This window comes from Staphylococcus sp. GDY8P198P, from assembly GCF_017891615.1.
In the GTDB taxonomy this organism is placed as follows: domain Bacteria; phylum Bacillota; class Bacilli; order Staphylococcales; family Staphylococcaceae; genus Staphylococcus; species Staphylococcus cohnii.
Genome location: NZ_JAESJQ010000005.1, coordinates 249,144 through 266,479, shown reverse-complemented (window position 1 = coordinate 266,479; position 17,336 = coordinate 249,144). Strand labels below are relative to the sequence as shown.

General features: G+C 33.3%; 18 protein-coding genes. 9 read left to right on the top strand and 9 right to left on the bottom strand.

The window, feature by feature from the left end; genetic code table 11:
* Positions 1-112 precede the first annotated feature (112 nt).
* The 8 genes from KA824_RS05750 to KA824_RS05715 all read left to right on the top strand — a co-directional run bounded on the left by KA824_RS05750 (position 113) and on the right by KA824_RS05715 (position 6,965).
* Positions 113-1,000: a beta-keto acid cleavage family enzyme gene (locus KA824_RS05750; RefSeq protein WP_107384093.1), complete on the top strand. Its 888-nt coding sequence runs from the start codon at positions 113-115 to the stop codon at positions 998-1,000.
* Entirely contained in the window at positions 1,000-1,953 is a 954-nt protein-coding gene (locus KA824_RS05745; RefSeq protein WP_107384092.1) for a 3-hydroxyacyl-CoA dehydrogenase NAD-binding domain-containing protein, read from the top strand. Before KA824_RS05750 ends, KA824_RS05745 begins: the two co-directional genes overlap by 1 nt.
* Before the next feature lie 12 nt (positions 1,954-1,965).
* Positions 1,966-2,433 carry a thioesterase family protein gene (locus KA824_RS05740; protein WP_107384091.1) on the top strand — a complete coding sequence of 156 codons (468 nt, stop codon included), beginning with the start codon at positions 1,966-1,968 and terminating at the stop codon, positions 2,431-2,433.
* Positions 2,434-2,719: 286 nt separating this feature from the next.
* Entirely contained in the window at positions 2,720-3,904 is a 1,185-nt protein-coding gene (locus tag KA824_RS05735) for a betaine/proline/choline family ABC transporter ATP-binding protein (protein ID WP_210133245.1), read from the top strand.
* Complete coding sequence (locus KA824_RS05730) at positions 3,904-4,539, top strand: ABC transporter permease (protein ID WP_107386342.1); 636 nt, start codon at positions 3,904-3,906, stop codon at positions 4,537-4,539. The genes KA824_RS05735 and KA824_RS05730 overlap by 1 nt, the downstream gene beginning before the upstream one ends.
* Before the next feature lie 15 nt (positions 4,540-4,554).
* Entirely contained in the window at positions 4,555-5,496 is a 942-nt protein-coding gene (locus tag KA824_RS05725; protein ID WP_107386343.1) for an osmoprotectant ABC transporter substrate-binding protein, read from the top strand.
* Positions 5,496-6,188, top strand: a complete 693-nt coding sequence (locus KA824_RS05720) for an ABC transporter permease (RefSeq protein WP_107384087.1) — start codon at positions 5,496-5,498, stop codon at positions 6,186-6,188. Before KA824_RS05725 ends, KA824_RS05720 begins: the two co-directional genes overlap by 1 nt.
* Before the next feature lie 15 nt (positions 6,189-6,203).
* Positions 6,204-6,965, top strand: coding sequence for an alpha/beta hydrolase (locus tag KA824_RS05715; RefSeq protein ID WP_107384086.1), 762 nt, complete (start codon positions 6,204-6,206; stop codon positions 6,963-6,965).
* 225 nt (positions 6,966-7,190) lie between these two features.
* Here KA824_RS05715 and KA824_RS05710 read toward each other — a convergent pair whose 3' ends face one another.
* From KA824_RS05710 to KA824_RS05670, 9 genes are all read right to left on the bottom strand, one after another.
* Positions 7,191-8,231 carry an acyl-CoA dehydrogenase family protein gene (locus KA824_RS05710; protein WP_107384085.1) on the bottom strand — a complete coding sequence of 347 codons (1,041 nt, stop codon included), beginning with the start codon at positions 8,229-8,231 and terminating at the stop codon, positions 7,191-7,193.
* 13 nt (positions 8,232-8,244) lie between these two features.
* A complete protein-coding gene (locus KA824_RS05705; protein WP_107384084.1) occupies positions 8,245-9,006 on the bottom strand; it encodes an ABC transporter permease in 762 nt (253 codons plus the stop codon).
* 5 nt (positions 9,007-9,011) lie between these two features.
* Positions 9,012-9,971: an ABC transporter substrate-binding protein gene (locus tag KA824_RS05700; protein WP_107384083.1), complete on the bottom strand. Its 960-nt coding sequence runs from the start codon at positions 9,969-9,971 to the stop codon at positions 9,012-9,014.
* Between the two features lie 13 nt (positions 9,972-9,984).
* Positions 9,985-10,725 (bottom strand): ABC transporter ATP-binding protein, encoded by a 741-nt coding sequence (locus KA824_RS05695; protein WP_107384082.1) that lies wholly within the window; start codon positions 10,723-10,725, stop codon positions 9,985-9,987.
* A gap of 241 nt (positions 10,726-10,966) precedes the next feature.
* Positions 10,967-11,479 carry a DUF4242 domain-containing protein gene (locus KA824_RS05690; protein ID WP_107384788.1) on the bottom strand — a complete coding sequence of 171 codons (513 nt, stop codon included), beginning with the start codon at positions 11,477-11,479 and terminating at the stop codon, positions 10,967-10,969.
* A 321-nt stretch (positions 11,480-11,800) separates the two neighbouring features.
* Entirely contained in the window at positions 11,801-12,502 is a 702-nt protein-coding gene (gene lrgB / locus KA824_RS05685) for an antiholin-like protein LrgB (protein WP_107384789.1), read from the bottom strand.
* The gene (gene lrgA, locus KA824_RS05680) at positions 12,499-12,942 is read right to left on the bottom strand and encodes an antiholin-like murein hydrolase modulator LrgA (protein ID WP_107384790.1); all 444 of its coding nucleotides are present in this window, start codon (positions 12,940-12,942) and stop codon (positions 12,499-12,501) included. Before lrgA ends, lrgB begins: the two co-directional genes overlap by 4 nt.
* A gap of 120 nt (positions 12,943-13,062) precedes the next feature.
* Entirely contained in the window at positions 13,063-13,827 is a 765-nt protein-coding gene (locus KA824_RS05675) for a response regulator transcription factor LytR (protein WP_107384791.1), read from the bottom strand.
* Complete coding sequence (locus KA824_RS05670; RefSeq protein ID WP_107384792.1) at positions 13,824-15,581, bottom strand: sensor histidine kinase; 1,758 nt, start codon at positions 15,579-15,581, stop codon at positions 13,824-13,826. Before KA824_RS05670 ends, KA824_RS05675 begins: the two co-directional genes overlap by 4 nt.
* A gap of 349 nt (positions 15,582-15,930) precedes the next feature.
* Between KA824_RS05670 and KA824_RS05665 the strand changes: the two genes are divergently transcribed.
* Positions 15,931-17,322 carry an MFS transporter gene (locus KA824_RS05665; protein WP_107386345.1) on the top strand — a complete coding sequence of 464 codons (1,392 nt, stop codon included), beginning with the start codon at positions 15,931-15,933 and terminating at the stop codon, positions 17,320-17,322.
* Positions 17,323-17,336 lie beyond the last annotated feature (14 nt).

Here is a 17,336-nt window from a genome sequence, read left to right as displayed (position 1 = left end):
AGTGATGGTACATCATCACTTATCCCTTTTTTTAGGTGTTTCAAGGGTTGAAACTAAACCGTCCGGTTGGTACACTATCAATTGTGATCAAAACTCTGTTGGAGGTTTATATATGAAAAAAGTTATGCTAACAGCAGCTTTAACAGGTGCTGGAGATACTGTAGAAAAAAATAAAAGTGTTCCTGTAACACCTCAAGAAATTGCAGATTCAGCAATTAAATGTGCAAAGGCAGGCGCTACTGTTGCACACATTCATGCGCGAGACCCAGAAACAGGCGGCATCAGCCATGATGTTGAATTCTTTAAAGAAGCAGTAAGATTAATAAGAGAAGCTGATGAAGATATTATTATTAACATTACTTCAGGTGGTGGCGGAGATTTTATTCCTAACCTTGAAGATCCATATACAGCAGGTGAAGGTTCAGATATGCAAACACCTGAAGAAAGACATGAAGCAATTGGCGCATTATTACCAGAAATGTGCACACTTGATTGTGGTAGTGTGAATATGGGTGACGCTGTTTACTTAAGTCCAGCTGATTGGTTAAGAAAACAAGCGCAATTAGTAAAAGATGCAGGTGTAAAGCCTGAATTAGAATGTTTTGATAGTGGACACATTTCATTTGCAAAACAATTAATTAACGAAGGTCTTATTGAAGGAGAACCAATGTTCCAATTCTGTCTCGGTATCCCATGGGGTGCTGAAAACGATGCAGAGACAATTGAATACTTTAAAACACGTATTCCTGAAAATGCACATTGGTCAGCATTTGGAATTGGAAGAATGCAATTACCAACTGTAGAAGAAGCGGCGAAACGTGGCGGAAATGTCCGTGTAGGTTTAGAAGATAACTTGTATTTATCAAAAGGCGTAAAAGCCTCTAATGAACAACTTGTTGAACGTGCAGTAGAAATATTAAAAGAATTAGATATCGAACCGATGACGCCAGCTGAAGCGCGTGAGCAATATCAACTTAGAGATCCAAAAGGAGGCAAATAATGAAATTTGCAGTTGTAGGTACAGGCGTTATAGGTAGTGGCTGGATTACGCGTATTTTAGCGCATGGGCACGAAGTAATCGCAACAGATCCAAGTGAAGGCGCTTATGAAAGAATGTTAAAACAAGTGAAACAAAATTGGCCATATGCTGAGCAATTAGGTTTAGCAGAGGGCGCGTCTTTAGATAATTTGTCGTTTACGGTAAGTTTAGAAGAAGCTGTTAAAGATGCAGATCATATTCAAGAAAACGTTCCAGAAATTGAAGATCTGAAAGCACAGGTATTAATAGAAATCGATACCTATGCCCGTCAGGATGCCATTATTGGTTCTAGTACTTCTGGTATTATGCCTTCAGAATTACAACAAAATTTAAAACATCCTGAACGTTTAGTTGTTGCACATCCGTTCCATCCTGTATACATTTTACCATTAGTTGAGATTGTGCCTGGTAAACAAACAGCTGAAGCTGTCACAGTAAAAGCAGAAAAAGTATACGAAAGTATTGGTATGGATGTACTACATGTCAGACATGAAATTGAAGGACACATAGCGGATAGATTGATGGAAGCGTTATGGAGAGAATCTCTACACATCGTTAATGAAGGAATAGCGACTACTGAAGAAGTAGATAAAGCATTTACACATGCAGCAGGACTACGCTATGCACAATACGGACCATTTATGACATTCCATCTTGCTGGAGGAGAAGGCGGCATGCGCCATATGTTAAAACAATTTGGTCCAGCATTGAAAAAACCATGGACAAAATTAATTGCGCCTGAATTAACACAGGATTTATATGACAGTGTAGTAAATGGGTGTGAAACAGCTTCCCAAGGACAAACAATGTCAGAACTAGACCAAAAACGTAATGAATTCCTAGTTAAAGTGAAAAAGTTAGCAGAAGCATATTGGCCTGAAGATACTGCATCGATGAAAAAAAGTTCTAAATAAATGGAGGATCATATGTCTCAATTTCAATATCAAACCACGGTTAAAGATATTTGGGTAGATCATAATCAGCACATGAATGATGCTGAGTATAATCGAGTATTTAGTGATGCTACAGATGCGTGGCTGGTATCATTAGGTTTAGATATTAATACAATTAAAAAATTGAATTATACAGTGTTCACTTTAGAAAATCATGTGGTGTATTTAAAAGAAATAAACGTAGATGAACTTATTACTGTCAACGTAAGCTTATATGATTATGATACCAAGCGTTTACATGTTTTTATGACTTTAGTAGATGCTCAAAATAACCGTTGCGCAACATATGAAGTAATGCTTATGGGAATGGACACTACAATAGGAAGACCAGCAGCTTTCCCTGAACAAATAAAAAATGCTATAGATGATTATGCTAAAGTTGGAACGATTCATGAAGCGCCAAAAGAATTAGGTCGATTAATTGGCATAAAACGAAAATAATATTTTTAAAACATTGTTTTGAGCTATTGAATTGATAATTAATTTCAATAGTTTAATTAACAAAACTTGCGGTTATAAATTGTTTATTTTCATTTGTTGAGTTATCTTAATATATAGGATGAAAAAATTAGTCAAAATTGATATTTTTGACCAACACATGAATAAAGTAGGGCTAGTTGTGCTACATGTTTTTACTTATTTTCGGATTTGTATAACATCCACAGTTAGCCCTATATTTATAAATGAAATATTAAATGAAAATACAAATATAGAAAGGAATTAACACATGTTAAGTATAAAAAACTTATCTAAAGTCTATGGTGGAACAAAAAAAGCCGTAGATAATATTTCATTGGAAATCGAATCTGGTGAATTTATTGCATTTATCGGTACAAGTGGGAGTGGGAAGACCACTGCTTTAAGAATGATAAATAGAATGATTGAAGCTACGGAAGGTGAAATTGCAATCAACGGTAAAAATGTTCGCAAAATGAATGCCGTTGAATTACGTAGAAAAATTGGTTATGTGATACAACAAATTGGATTAATGCCTCATATGACAATTAAAGAGAATATAGTCTTAGTACCTAAATTATTAAAATGGTCTGATGAAAAGAAAGAGAAAAAAGCTAAAGAATTGATAAAATTAGTAGATTTACCAGAAGAATACTTAGATAGATATCCTTCACAACTGTCTGGAGGACAGCAACAACGTATTGGTGTTGTGCGTGCTTTAGCAGCTGAACAAGACGTCATTTTAATGGATGAACCATTTGGTGCGCTAGATCCAATTACGAGAGATACATTACAAGATTTAGTTAAAGAACTGCAACAAAAATTAGGTAAAACATTTATTTTTGTCACACATGATATGGATGAAGCGATTAAATTGGCAGATAAAATTTGTATTATGTCTGAAGGAAAAGTCGTTCAATTTGATACACCAGATAATATTTTACGTCATCCTGCAAACGATTTCGTACGTGATTTTATCGGTCAAAACAGATTAATCCAAGATAGACCAAATATGAGAACTGTAAAAGATGCAATGATACGACCAGTAACCGTTCATGCGGATAATTCATTAAATGAAGCGGTTAAAATTATGAGAGATCGACGTGTCGATACATTATTTGTCGTTGGTAATAATGATAGATTACTTGGATATTTAGACATAGAAGATATTAACCAAGGTTTGCGTGCTCATAAAGAACTCATTGATACGATGCAGCGTGATATATACAGAGTAAGAGTAGATAGTAAATTACAAGATACAGTGCGTACCATCTTAAAACGAAATGTAAGAAATGTACCAGTTGTAGATAGTGATGAAGAGACATTGATTGGACTAGTTACGAGAGCAAACTTAGTCGATATCGTTTACGATAGTATTTGGGGCGAATTAGATAAAAATGTCAGTGCACAAAAAAATGCTATTGTTGAGCCCGATAATGTAGGAGCTGATAAGTAATGAAAGACTTTGTAGAGCAGTATGGTGGGCAACTGATATCAAAAACAGTTGAACATTTCTATATCTCAATCATCGCTTTGTTAATTGCTATCGTCATCGCTGTACCATTAGGTATTTTATTATCAAAAATGAAAAGAACATCTAATGTTGTGCTGACCATTGCTGGTGTGTTACAAACGATACCAACATTAGCAGTATTGGCAGTAATGATTCCGATTTTTGGTGTGGGTAAATTACCTGCAATTGTAGCATTATTTATTTATGTATTATTACCAATATTAAACAATACTGTATTAGGTGTACAAAACATAGATGACAACATTAAAGAAGCAGGCACAAGTATGGGTATGACACGCTTTCAATTAATGAAAGATGTGGAATTACCGTTAGCCTTACCGCTTATATTAGGAGGTATTCGTTTATCTTCTGTTTACGTAATTAGTTGGGCAACTTTAGCCAGTTATGTAGGCGCAGGCGGTTTAGGTGACTTTGTATTTAATGGATTAAACTTGTATGACCCACTAATGATTGTAAGTGCAGCAGTATTAGTTACTGCTTTGGCGTTAATCGTAGATTTCTTACTATCACTGGTAGAAAGATGGGCTGTACCTAAGGGATTAAAAGTATCCAGATAATTTGAGGAGGACATTATGAAGAAATTGAAACAATATGCTATTGTGCTTGTGTTGTGTCTGACGGTCTTATCTGGATGTAGTTTACCGGGATTAGGTGGCAACAGTTCAGAACAAGATGTCAAAATCACAGCACTTGCAACAAGTGAATCACAAATTATGTCTCATATGCTGAGACTATTAATAGAACACGATACAAATGGCAAAATTAAGCCAACATTAATTAATAATTTAGGATCGAGTACGATTCAGCACAATGCATTAGTAAATGGTGACGCGAATATGTCAGGTGCTAGGTATAATGGCACAGATTTAACTGGTGCGTTAAATGAAGATCCGATTAAAGACCCTAAAAAAGCTATGAAAGCAACTCAAGATGGTTTCCAAAAAAAATTCGATCAAACGTTCTTTAACTCTTATGGTTTTGCTAACACTTATGCGTTTATGGTCACTAAAGAAACAGCAGAAAAATATAATTTAGAAACTGTATCTGATTTGAAAAAACATCCAGAACTTAAACTTGGTGTAGATAGTTCTTGGCTAAACCGTGAAGGTGACGGTTATCCTGGATTTACAAAAGAATATGGTTTTAAGTTTGATACTATCAGACCAATGCAAATTGGTTTAGTATATGATGCATTAAACTCTAATAATTTAGATGTAGCTGTAGGTTATTCAACAGATGGGCGTATTGCAGCATATGACTTAAAAGTATTAAAAGACGATAAACAGTTTTTCCCACCATATGATGCGAGTGCAGTTGCTACGAATGAATTGTTAGATAAACATCCAGAGTTAAAACCAATCATCAATAAACTAGACAAAAAAGTTTCGACATCTGAAATGCAAAAACTTAATTATCAAGCAGATGGTGAAGGACAAGAACCAGCAGTAGTTGCTGAGAACTTCTTAAAAGAACATAATTATTTTGAAAATGATAAGAAAGGTGGTCAAAGCTAATGGAAGGTAATTTATTACAACAATTAGTAGAATATTATTCAGTCAACTATGGCTACCTTTGGGATTTATTTTTAAAACATTTATTAATGTCTGTTTATGGTGTGTTATTTGCATCTATTGTTGGTATTCCAATTGGTATCCTGATTGCACGATATAGTAAATTTTCTGGCATTATTATTACCATCGCTAATATTATTCAAACCGTTCCAGTTATTGCAATGTTAGCGATACTCATGCTCGTTATGGGATTGGGTACCACTACGGTCGTAGTAACAGTATTTTTATATGCGCTATTACCGATCATAAAAAATACCTATACAGGTATCATGGGTGTTGATGCGAATATTAAAGATGCTGGTAAAGGTATGGGTATGACGCGAAACCAAGTGCTAAGAATGATTGAGTTACCTTTATCACTCTCTGTAATATTGGGTGGATTAAGAATAGCACTTGTTGTTGCAATTGGAGTTGTAGCAGTCGGTTCATTTATTGGTGCACCTACATTAGGTGACATCGTTATCCGAGGTACAAATGCTACAGATGGTACAACATTTATTTTAGCTGGTGCGATTCCAATCGCATTAATTGCTATCATTATTGATGTAGGTTTAAGATTATTGGAAAAACGTTTAGACCCATCGCATAAAGCAGAAAAAAGAAGTAAACAAAAACCACAAAGTATTAATGAATAGAAGGTCGTGAAATCATTGGCATTATTATCGATTAATTATAATTCAAAAACAATAGGTATGCATCATCATTTTATGGTGATTCTTCCAGAAGATGAAAGTTATTTCAAAAAAAGTACGCAACCTAAGCCATTAAAAACGCTTTTATTACTACATGGATTATCCAGTGATGAAACTTCATATATGCGTTATACAAGTATCGAGCGCTATGCGAATGAGCATCAACTTGCAGTTATTATGCCTAATGCAGATCACAGTGGTTATAGTAATATGGTTTTTGGTCATAAGTATTATGACTATGTATTAGAAGTACTTGATTATGCGCATCAAATTTTACCTCTGTCACAAAAGAGAGAAGATAATTTTATCGCAGGTCATTCTATGGGTGGTTATGGAACGATTAAGTTTGCATTAGCTGAAGGACATCGATTTGCTAAAGCTTGTCCCTTATCGGCTGTATTTGATGCTCAGGCGTTTATGGATTATGATTGGTACGATTATTCCGGAGAAGCTATTGCAGGCGTCTCTAAAAACGCAACAGATAATGAACTGGATCCGTATTATTTGGTTGATCAGGCTATTCAACAAGATAAAAAGATACCAGATTTATTAATCATGTGTGGTACAGAAGATGCGCTACATGAAGATAATAAAAAATTCATTAAATATCTAGATGAAAAGCAAATTTCATATTGTTTTGAGGATGGACCTGGTGAGCATGATTATGCTTATTGGGACTTTGCCATTAAACGTGTTATGGACTGGTTAGTTAAAGCATAGTATATGGTAAATAACATCTTTAAATAATGAATAAAATCAGAACGATGAAATCAGTTTAAATATAAAAAGGGCTAATCCACTTGATAGGGATTAGCCCTTTTGTACTGTACTAGGTGATTAATTTGTAATATTGTCGTATTTTTGATGTAGTCATTTGTTTTTGAAAAGCATAGATAACTATAATAAATCTGCTGCTTCGATTTTTTGGTTTTTCTATATATACGTTTACTGAGCTGTAGTGCGGTATTCTTCCTCTAATTTTCCTAAATGTCTCAATGTAGGTGTAAGTGCTGCAAAAAAGAATCCTTCTTTTAATTTACGTGCTTGTGGTGCACGTGGAGAGTATGCTCTAGAACCACCGTTGACCATTGAAGCTTGGTTTACTTCTAATAATAGATAACCAGCTTCTTTTTTAATTTTGATCAGTTGGGCAAAATCATCGTCCAGATGATTGTTGTCAATAATATGATAAAATGCGCTTTTAAGTTGTTTATATTGTTGTTCATATGCATTGATATCAAATTCTAAATATTTATTGATGCCATTTTGTGCGTCGGAAAATTTATGAATTAAATCTAACGAATCTCTGATTGAGCCGAGTGCTATAGGAATTTGTAAAGCTACAAATTGTGGTCGAATAGCAGAAGCAAAGCTTTTTGCTTCTTTTGTTATAATTTGTGATTCAGGAATCTCTACGTTATTCATTTCAATAGAAAACGTAGCTGACCCATTGACACCTAAGAAATTTGATTTTTCATCTAAAGTAATACCTTCTTGGTTGGCTTTTACAATAAGCATGACTAATTCATCTGTATCATTTGCCTTAGAAATTGCTCCGAAATAATGATCGGACGCAATATTACTTATTGCAGGCAATTTACCATTAATAATTAATGTATTGTCATTATAATGATGTGATAAATTAAATGATTCCAAATCGTTGAAAGATTTCATAGGGTTAGATAAACCTGTTGCTCCTAAAATTTCTCCATTTAACAACTGTTTTTGTAAAGTTTTATTTAAATGTGGTTGATTTGCGTTTTGTAAATATGTTGAAAAAGCTAATTGGCACCATAAACAAAAGCCTGTAGTTAAACAAGATTTTGAGACTTCCTCAATAACTTCTGAGTTGTTTTTTAAGTCATTTTCAGAAAAATAGCCATCTTTAAATAAACCTTGAATAAATGGTCTTGGGTAATAACTTCCCTCGTCAATTTCAATAACATAGGGATCTAATTCTGTTTCAATACGTTTTTGTAAAGTCATATAAATTACTCCTTTATTCTCCAAATCTAATTAAAATTAATTTTTCTAAATAACTAATAATTCTATCTATAATAAATCCAAAGAGTCCAATAAAGAAAATAGCTGATAATACATCTTCTAAATTTAACATATTGCGTGCATCTACGATTAAAAATCCTAGACCAGATTGGGCTCCAATCATTTCACCTGAAACTAAGAAAATCCAACTTGTTCCCACTGCCATGTGAATACCAGCCATAATATGTTTAAATGAAGCGGGGAATAAGATGTTACGGTACAATGTCCACCCAGTTAAATTCATATTTGATGCTATTTTTAAGTATTGAGGCTCAACATTTCTAACGCCTTTAATCGTACTAAATACGATCGGGAAAAAAGCAGCGATAAAGATGATAGCCATTGCTGGTAAACTTCCAATGCCAAACCATAAAACGACAAATGGTGACCAAGCAATAGGTGAAATAGGTCGTATAAGTTGAAATAATGGTTCTATTGCAGTGTGCAATAAACTACTGCGTCCTAAAAGAAAACCTGTCGGAACACCAATTAAAATTGCGATACTAAATCCAACGAAGAATCGAAACAAACTGATGCCCAAGTGTGTGAATATTTCCCCGGTAATAATAAAATGCCAAATACTCTGTGCTACTAAGATCGGCCCTGGAAGTAGTATAGGTTTATAATTCCCAACCCAAATGACGCATTGCCAAATAAATAAGAAAAGTATGAATGTTAGTATAGGTAAAGTTTGCTTTTTAATTAAATTGACTGACATGCTGCCTATGCCTCCTTATATAGTGTTGGATCAACGAATGATTTATACGATGGTGTTTTAAATAACTGATGTTGGTTGACCAAATGTGTAATTTCTTGATAACCATCTTTTTTAATAGATAAATCTCCATATGATGTCCATTCTGCGGATTGTGTCAATACTTTTTTGTCTTGTTTAAAGTGTTTAGACATAATATCAACGCTTTTTGATTTATCATCCATTTGATATCCAGCTTTTTTATAATCAGCGATAAAACTTTGAGCAACATGTTTTTGATTTTTTATTAGGTCAGTTCTAAGTACTAAAGCACAACAGTATGCATCGGGAATCACTTCATTACCATGTTTTAAAGTTTTTCCACTGCCCAACTTTTCTCCTAATGCGCCGAAAGGTTCAGCCACAGAATATCCAGAGATTCTATGTTCATTAAGTGCAGCTGGCATTTCTGCTGGAGCCATTTCATGATAACTGAATGTTTGATTATTTAAATTTAATTGTTTTCTCATTTCTTCCAATAATAAGTAATGTGTTGAATAACGATGGGGGATAGCAAAACGATATTGACTCCCATTACTAAAGTCATTCACTGTTTCACCTTTTTGTCCCATAATGACATTACCTTCATGATGTCCTAGCGCAACTGCTTTAATATCAGCACCTTTTTGTTTGGATTTCATAGCTAATTCTATCAAAGTTGATGCGCCATCAATCCTTCCGCTATTTAATGCATCCATAAGATCTGGCCAATTATTAAACTTAATTAATTTTAATTTGTAACCATTATGTTTGGCTTGTGCTTTTACTTTTTGAGTCATCATTAAGTTAGCAGAATGTGTAATTGGCAAGTAACCAATTTTTAATGTCTTTTGATCTTGACCATGGTTATTATTCTTCTGAACAGATTGATTACTACATGCACTTAATATAAGGATTATAATTATTGGAAAGATGATTATTTTTTTCAATAGTTACAACTCCTTATATGTAATATTCGGGTTCTGCTTGATGATGATTTAATGCGAATTTTTCCATAATGTTATTTCTTAATGTTAATAAATAACTATCATTTCTATTTCTCGGATGTGATTGTTCAATTGAATATTGGCTTATAATATTACAACCATCTCCGAGTAAGATAATGTGGTCAGAAAGATAAATGGCTTCATCGATGTCATGCGTAACTAGAATTATCGTAGCTGTAGAACGTTTTTGGAGTTGTACAAGTTGATCTTGTAATTTATAACGTGTAAAAGCATCAAGTGCGCCTAATGGTTCATCCATCAATATGACTTTTGGTTGATGTACCTGGGCACGACAAAGTGCCACACGTTGTTTCATTCCTCCAGATAATTGCTCAGGAAATGTCTTCCCTTTATGATCTAAATCAACATATTTTAAATAATTATTGATTTCATCATCACTAATTTCATGATTTAATCCTAAACGAATATTGTCATTTATATTTTTCCAAGGTAGTAAATTATGATGTTGAAAAATCATTAAACAATCAGGTGATGGATTTTGCTTTAATTGATCTTCAATTGTAACAGTGCCTGATGAAGGTGTTAAAAAACCGCCTATAATGTTCAACATGGTAGATTTACCACAACCACTTTTACCTAGAAAAGTTATTATTTTGCCTTTTTCAATATTTAAATTGAAATCATCGATTACACGATGGTCTCCAAATTGATGTTGGATGTGATTAATGCGAATCATGACAACACCTCTATTATTCCTATCTATTTAGTAAGTTTTTTGATAAAAAAAAGAGCGGTAGAAATCTAAAATGTATCATTTGATTTCATATTGCCGCTCCTTGAATAGTCTTAAGGTTATTTATAAGTTTGATCAAATCGTCAGTTCAAATTTGTATGACTGTTTTCATTGATACTTATAAATAACTTTTGCTAACTAAATCTGCGCAATTATAAATTTTAATTATAAAGAAAAGATTTAGTTATAATTTTTCAATATCGTCAATAGGTGTATCTACAGCTTTTCTTGCACGACGAACGGCATCTTCATCAGGTGCATCATATAAGCAGATACATTTTGACATATCTTCACATACATAAGTACGTTGGAATTGAACTTCAGGTACTTCTTCATAGTGGACAGAATTTTTCTTTTTACGCGCTAAATATTGGTCCATTGTAATACCTTCTGGGATATTCCACGTAACTAGGTAATCAACATGTGCATCGCCTTTTTTAACTTCTTCTAAATCTTTACCTACTAAGCGAACTTCTTTAACTAAATTAATATTGATAGATGCATCTTCAAGAAATTGTTTAGCTTCTGTGTCATTGTTAGCTTCTACAATAAAATAGCCGTGTGTTAAGTCTTCTGTTGCTTGAACTTCAATCAATGTTGGTACTTCACCTGTAGTAAGTTTTGCTGCTTTATCTTCTAAGTCTTTTTTAGACTTTGCGAAATCAAGATTATTTGCTTCGAGTAAATATAATGTCATTTAATAGAACCTCCAATGTTAATAATAAATGTATAATACAATAATTCTTATCAAAATACAAGGATATAAAAGTATATTATTTTAATTTTCTGATAATTGTTTAAAATTTTATTCTATGAATAGGACACTTTACAATGAGTTTGAACGGGTGTGTACATTAAATGTATTAGACACAACTGAAGTGAAATAGTAGGGGGAACGAGTAACTAAGTTTTGTAAAACTAAAAAAACGTCAATTTCTATTATAAATATAGAAATTGACGTTTAACATTTAGCTCGACTTGTTTATGTTTCAAGCGTTTTTAGTTTTGAGCTTAGATATTATAGTAAAACTGTTGCTAAAATTGGTGCGACAACGACTACGATAACACCTACGATTACAAGTGAAATAGAGGCCATTGAAGCTTCTGTCTCACCAAATTCTTGTGCGGATGACACTCCTAATGAATGACCACTTGTACCAAGTGCTAGTCCACGAGCAATAGGGTTTGTAATGTTAAATAACTTAATGAGTTTGGAACCTAAAGCATAGATAATGACACCATTTAAGATAACTGCTAGTGATGTTAATTCTTTGATACCACCAATATCAGCTGATACTGGTAATGCAATGGCAGTTGTAGCACCTTGTGGTAACATAGATGCAATGATTTCATTTGAAAATTGGAAAGCATTTGCAATGAAATAGATAAATACCAACGCAGCTGTTGTTCCAAAAGCAATGCCACCAAGTATCTGTTTCCAATATTTCTTAAGTACATCGCGTCGTTTATATAATGGAATTGCAAAACAGATAGTTGCAGGTTCTAAAAAGAAATTGATAATGTCGCCACCGATTTTATAATTGGCATAGTCTATGCCTGTTAATTTTAGGAAAGCAATACCAAAGACCATGCTGACAAATAATGGGGTGAATAAAAAGAAGCCATTTGTCTTCTTGAATAAAATCGTCGCTATGATAAAAGGTATAATTGATAATAAAATTCCGAAATAAGGTGTGTTAATGCCCAAATGATCTATCATAATTTTTCCTCCGCTAACTGATTAGGTTTTCTTTTCTTAGGTATAAATGATTTCGTAATTAGCATTTGTGAGAAAAATCCTGTGCATAGTAATAACAAGATTGTAGAAATGATAATTAGTAATATAATCAGAATAGGACTCTGACTTAATACGCCTAATGAATTAATAACTGATATACCTGCAGGTACAAATAAGAAACCAATATTATTTGTTAGCGTCGTACCAACTTTTTCAACTTCCCCAAGTTTAACAATCCCTGTACATAATGCAATAAATAATAAGACTAGACCTATCACTGATGCTGGCATAGGAATAGGCATAAAACTTTCGATGATATTTGATAAAAGCATGATGATTGCCAACACTAGTACTTGATGAAAAAAGTTATATGTTTTTGAATGGTTTGGCTGTTTCTCAGCTTGTTTTATGTTTGTTTCCATATTGTATTTCCTCCCGAATTAATCTTGAGTTAATTATAATATGAAAACGGTTACTGATAGTCGTTTTAAAGGTGAATTACGAAACGTATATGCTGAGTTGCATTAATTACGACGTGACACTCAAATTAATCCCATATCTTGCTTGAATGTTTTCATATATGAACGACTAACTTGGAATTTTAATGCATTTGTCATAGTGAGTTGGTAGGTATAGTTAAACCAATGTTCAATTGTTTGTATGTGTACTTTATTAACAAGAGTGGCACGGTGAATTCTCATAAACAAAGGGTTTGCAATTTTTTTCTCGTAATGATTAAGTGGCTCAGTTGTATGATAATTTTCTTGTAAGGTATTGATTGTGGTAATACCGTTATTGACAGAAATAGCAATAATATCTTCTAAATTAATGATATGAATACGCTCATCTACTTCAATAGGTAATACCATTTGTGATGTTGGTGCATTATCTTTTTGTGTGTCATTTGGATGCTGAATCACTTCAGTTGCTTGTTTGTAACTGTCATGATCTAGTGCAATTTCAACTTTGTGAATAGCTTGGGCAATACGTTTTTGTTCGAATGGCTTTAAAATATAATCCGTTGCATCTAGTTCAAATGCTTTAACAGCGAAAGTATCATGCGCTGTAGCAAATATAATATGTGGTGGGTTTTGCATTTTATTAATTTTATTAGCTAAATCTAGTCCACTCTCTTCCATTAAATTAATATCTAAAAAGATTACATCATAATGATCATAAAGTAAGAGTTCTAATGTCTCTGAAACATTTTCTGCTTCATTGATTACCTCAAAGGTACGAATTTCATTTAATAAGTAATGTAGTTCGTTACGCGCTAAAGGTTCATCATCTACAATAATTGCTCTCAATGTTTATCTTCCTCTCTTATATAAAATGGAATTATATAACTCACGTTAGTACCGTCTTTGCTAGAATGAATATGCATTTTAGCCGTAATGCCAAACAAGCCTTCTAATCTGTGGTTTAAATTTTCTAATGCGCTACCTGTGCCTAAATCCGAATAAACACGTGTTTTGCCTATGTTATTAATTTTATCATCCGGGATGCCTGAGCCATTATCTTCAACTGATATATATAATCCATCTTCTGTTTTATAAGCAGTTACGATAATACGATTGTTATATTTACGATTTTTAAAGGCATGTTTGATTGCATTTTCTATAAGTATTTGTATCGCAAATGGTGGAACAAGCGCACCATAACATGAGTCTTCAATATTAAATGAAACATCAAAACGATCTGGATAACGTGCTTGTTCAAGTGATAAATAAGCCTCGACTTGTTGTAATTCCTTCTCAAGTGAAATGGTATTATTCCGTGCACCTTGCAAATTTGAACGGAAAAATTGACTGAGTTGTAACAGTAATTTTCTCGCCTTTTCACTATCAATTCTGACTAAGGCAGAAATTGTGTTGATGGCATTGAAAAAGAAGTGTGGATTTACTTGTGCTTGTAGTGATTTGATTTCAGCATCTCTAACCAAAGCACTTTGTGTTTCAGCTTGTCCTAATTCAAGTTGACTAGAAAAAATCTCTGCAAGACCAGAAGCTAATTGTTTATCGGAATGAGAAACATCATGCTTATTTGTAAAATATAGTTTTAAAGTTCCAACAACATCATTCTTAACGCTTAGTGGAACGACAATGGCTGCTTCGAGTGGGCATTCAGGGTGATTACAACCAATATCTTCCCTTGAATATGCTTCTTTTAAAGTACCTGCTTGAATTGCTTGTTTAGAAAGATTAGTAATGATTTGTTTTTGCGCAACATGATGATCACTCGCCGCACCCACATGCGTTAATATATCTTTTCGATTGGTGATAGCTACTGCCGAAACACGCATAAGATTTAAAATAATGGTAGCTGCTTGTTTGGCAGAATGTTCATTTAATCCTGACCGGAAAAATGGTAATGTTTCATTTGCTAGTTGTAGGACATCATGTGTTTGTATTGCGCGTGTTTCTTCTTCTTGCTTAATTGTTGATAATATAATTGATAAAAAAATTGCAGTTCCGATTGAGTTGATTGAAATCATAGGTAAAGCAATGAGTTTAACTAAAGACCAAGCATGCTCTGTATTATCAGAAAAAATTAAGATACAAATCATTTGAATAACTTCTGTAGTACCGCCAATGATCGTACCTTTAACAATAGTAGGATACTGTCGTGCACGCATTGCTCTATAACCAAAATAACCTGATACTAGTGCGATAAATATAGATGAAATTAGATAGATATAAGCATCTGCACCACCAATATAAACACGGTAAATGCCTGAAATCATTGCTACAAAAATAGCAACGAATGGTCCTCCAATTAAACCTGAAACGCCGATAGTAAGCACGCGCGTATTTGCGAGAGAAGCTTCAGGATCTAAATGATTATAGACACTGCCATTAACGACTTCATTACCGTTAATTTGTATGCCTGTAAAGTTTGAAATCATAGAGAAACATCCGAAGATAATGATGAGTTGCCATTGCGAACTTCGTTTATCTCTTTGGTTCATCATTGTTTTAAAATGATTAATATTCATTAATATATAAGCGATAATAATAATAAGACCTACACGTTCTAGTAATAAAATAAATAAATTTAACATCTCATACACCTTTATAGATAATTTGTCTATCTAGTATAATACATATATTTGATAATGCATTAATTATTCTTTTAGAAAGGATTAGAAATTTTAAAAGGTGTCAATATATTTTGTGGAATAATCAAAAAAAGACACTTAATACACTTTGCGTGCTGTTTTTTAGCAATAAATTGAAGTAAATGTTATTTTTATCTTATTGACTTTTTCAAAAAAAAATTTTGAATTTTAAAAAGTCATATTTACTATGTAATCATTATTATAAGGCAAGAGGAAATGTTTTGAAGCTTGAAGCGTTAAATCATTGATAATGATTATAGTTGTTTCACGGGGATTTAGGAGGCAAAATTATATGGAATCAGAACAACCATTTGAAGGAGATAACAGACTTCTTTTAGGTATTTTTTTAAGCGTAATAACATTTTGGTTGTTTGCTCAATCGCTCGTTAATATCGTTCCTGCATTAGAATCATCTTTCTCAGCTAGTTATGGAACAATTAATGTAGCTGTAAGTTTAACCGCACTTTTATGTGGTTTGTTTGTTGTAGGTTCAGGAGGTCTTGCTGATCGGTACGGTAGAGTTAAAATGACTTATATCGGTTTGACTTTAAGCGTTCTCGGATCATTACTTATTATCATCCCGGGATTTGTCCCTTTACTTGTACTTGGGAGAGCAATACAGGGATTATCTGCGGCATGTATCATGCCTTCAACATTAGCAATTATAAATGAATACTATATTGGAAGAAGGCGACAACGCGCGTTAAGTTATTGGTCTATTGGTTCATGGGGTGGTACTGGCATTTGCTCATTCTTTGGTGGTATCATGGCTACATTTGTTGGATGGAGATCTATATTTATTATTTCGATAATGGTAGCTTTAGTGTCTATGTATTTAATAAAACACACACCAGAAACAAAAGCAGTTCAAACTGAGTCATCAAAGCGTGCCAAATTTGATTTTGTAGGGCTAATTATATTAATAGTTGCAATGCTGAGTGTCAATTTAATCATTACACAATCTTCAAATTATGGTTTCTTTTCGCCACTTATTTTGATGTTAATTGTGATATTCATCATTTCAATTATTGTATTTGTATTATTTGAAAACAAAGTTAAAAACCCTTTGATAGATTTTAAACTTTTTAAACACAAAGCATACAGTGGTGCTACAGTTTCAAACTTTTTATTAAATGCTGTAGCAGGGACACTTATTGTTGCGAATACTTATTTTCAATCAGGATTACATTTCACATCGTTTCAATCAGGGATGATGACCATTACTTATTTAATAGCTGTTTTAATCATGATTCGCGTTGGAGAAAAGATTCTTCAGGAGGTAGGTCCTAAAAAACCTATGCTTATTGGTGCAGGACTTAATGCGATAGGTATTCTATTAATCTCTTTCACATTTTTACCAACGACTGTTTATGTTATCAGTTGTGTGTTAGGTTACTTAATTTATGGTGTAGGCTTAGGTATGTATGCAACACCTTCAACAGATACAGCTGTTACTACTGCGCCGGAAGATAAGGTAGGTGTCGCATCAGGCGTATATAAAATGGCATCTTCACTTGGTAACTCATTTGGAGTAGCAATTTCAGGTACAATATTTTCTATTATGTCTACTAGCGCTAATATTCATGTTGGTGCCATGTATGGACTATGGTTTAATGCTGCACTAGCAATCATTGCATTTATATTTGTATGGATATTAGTTCCGAAAAAACAATTCAACAATTAGTATATAGTAATAAG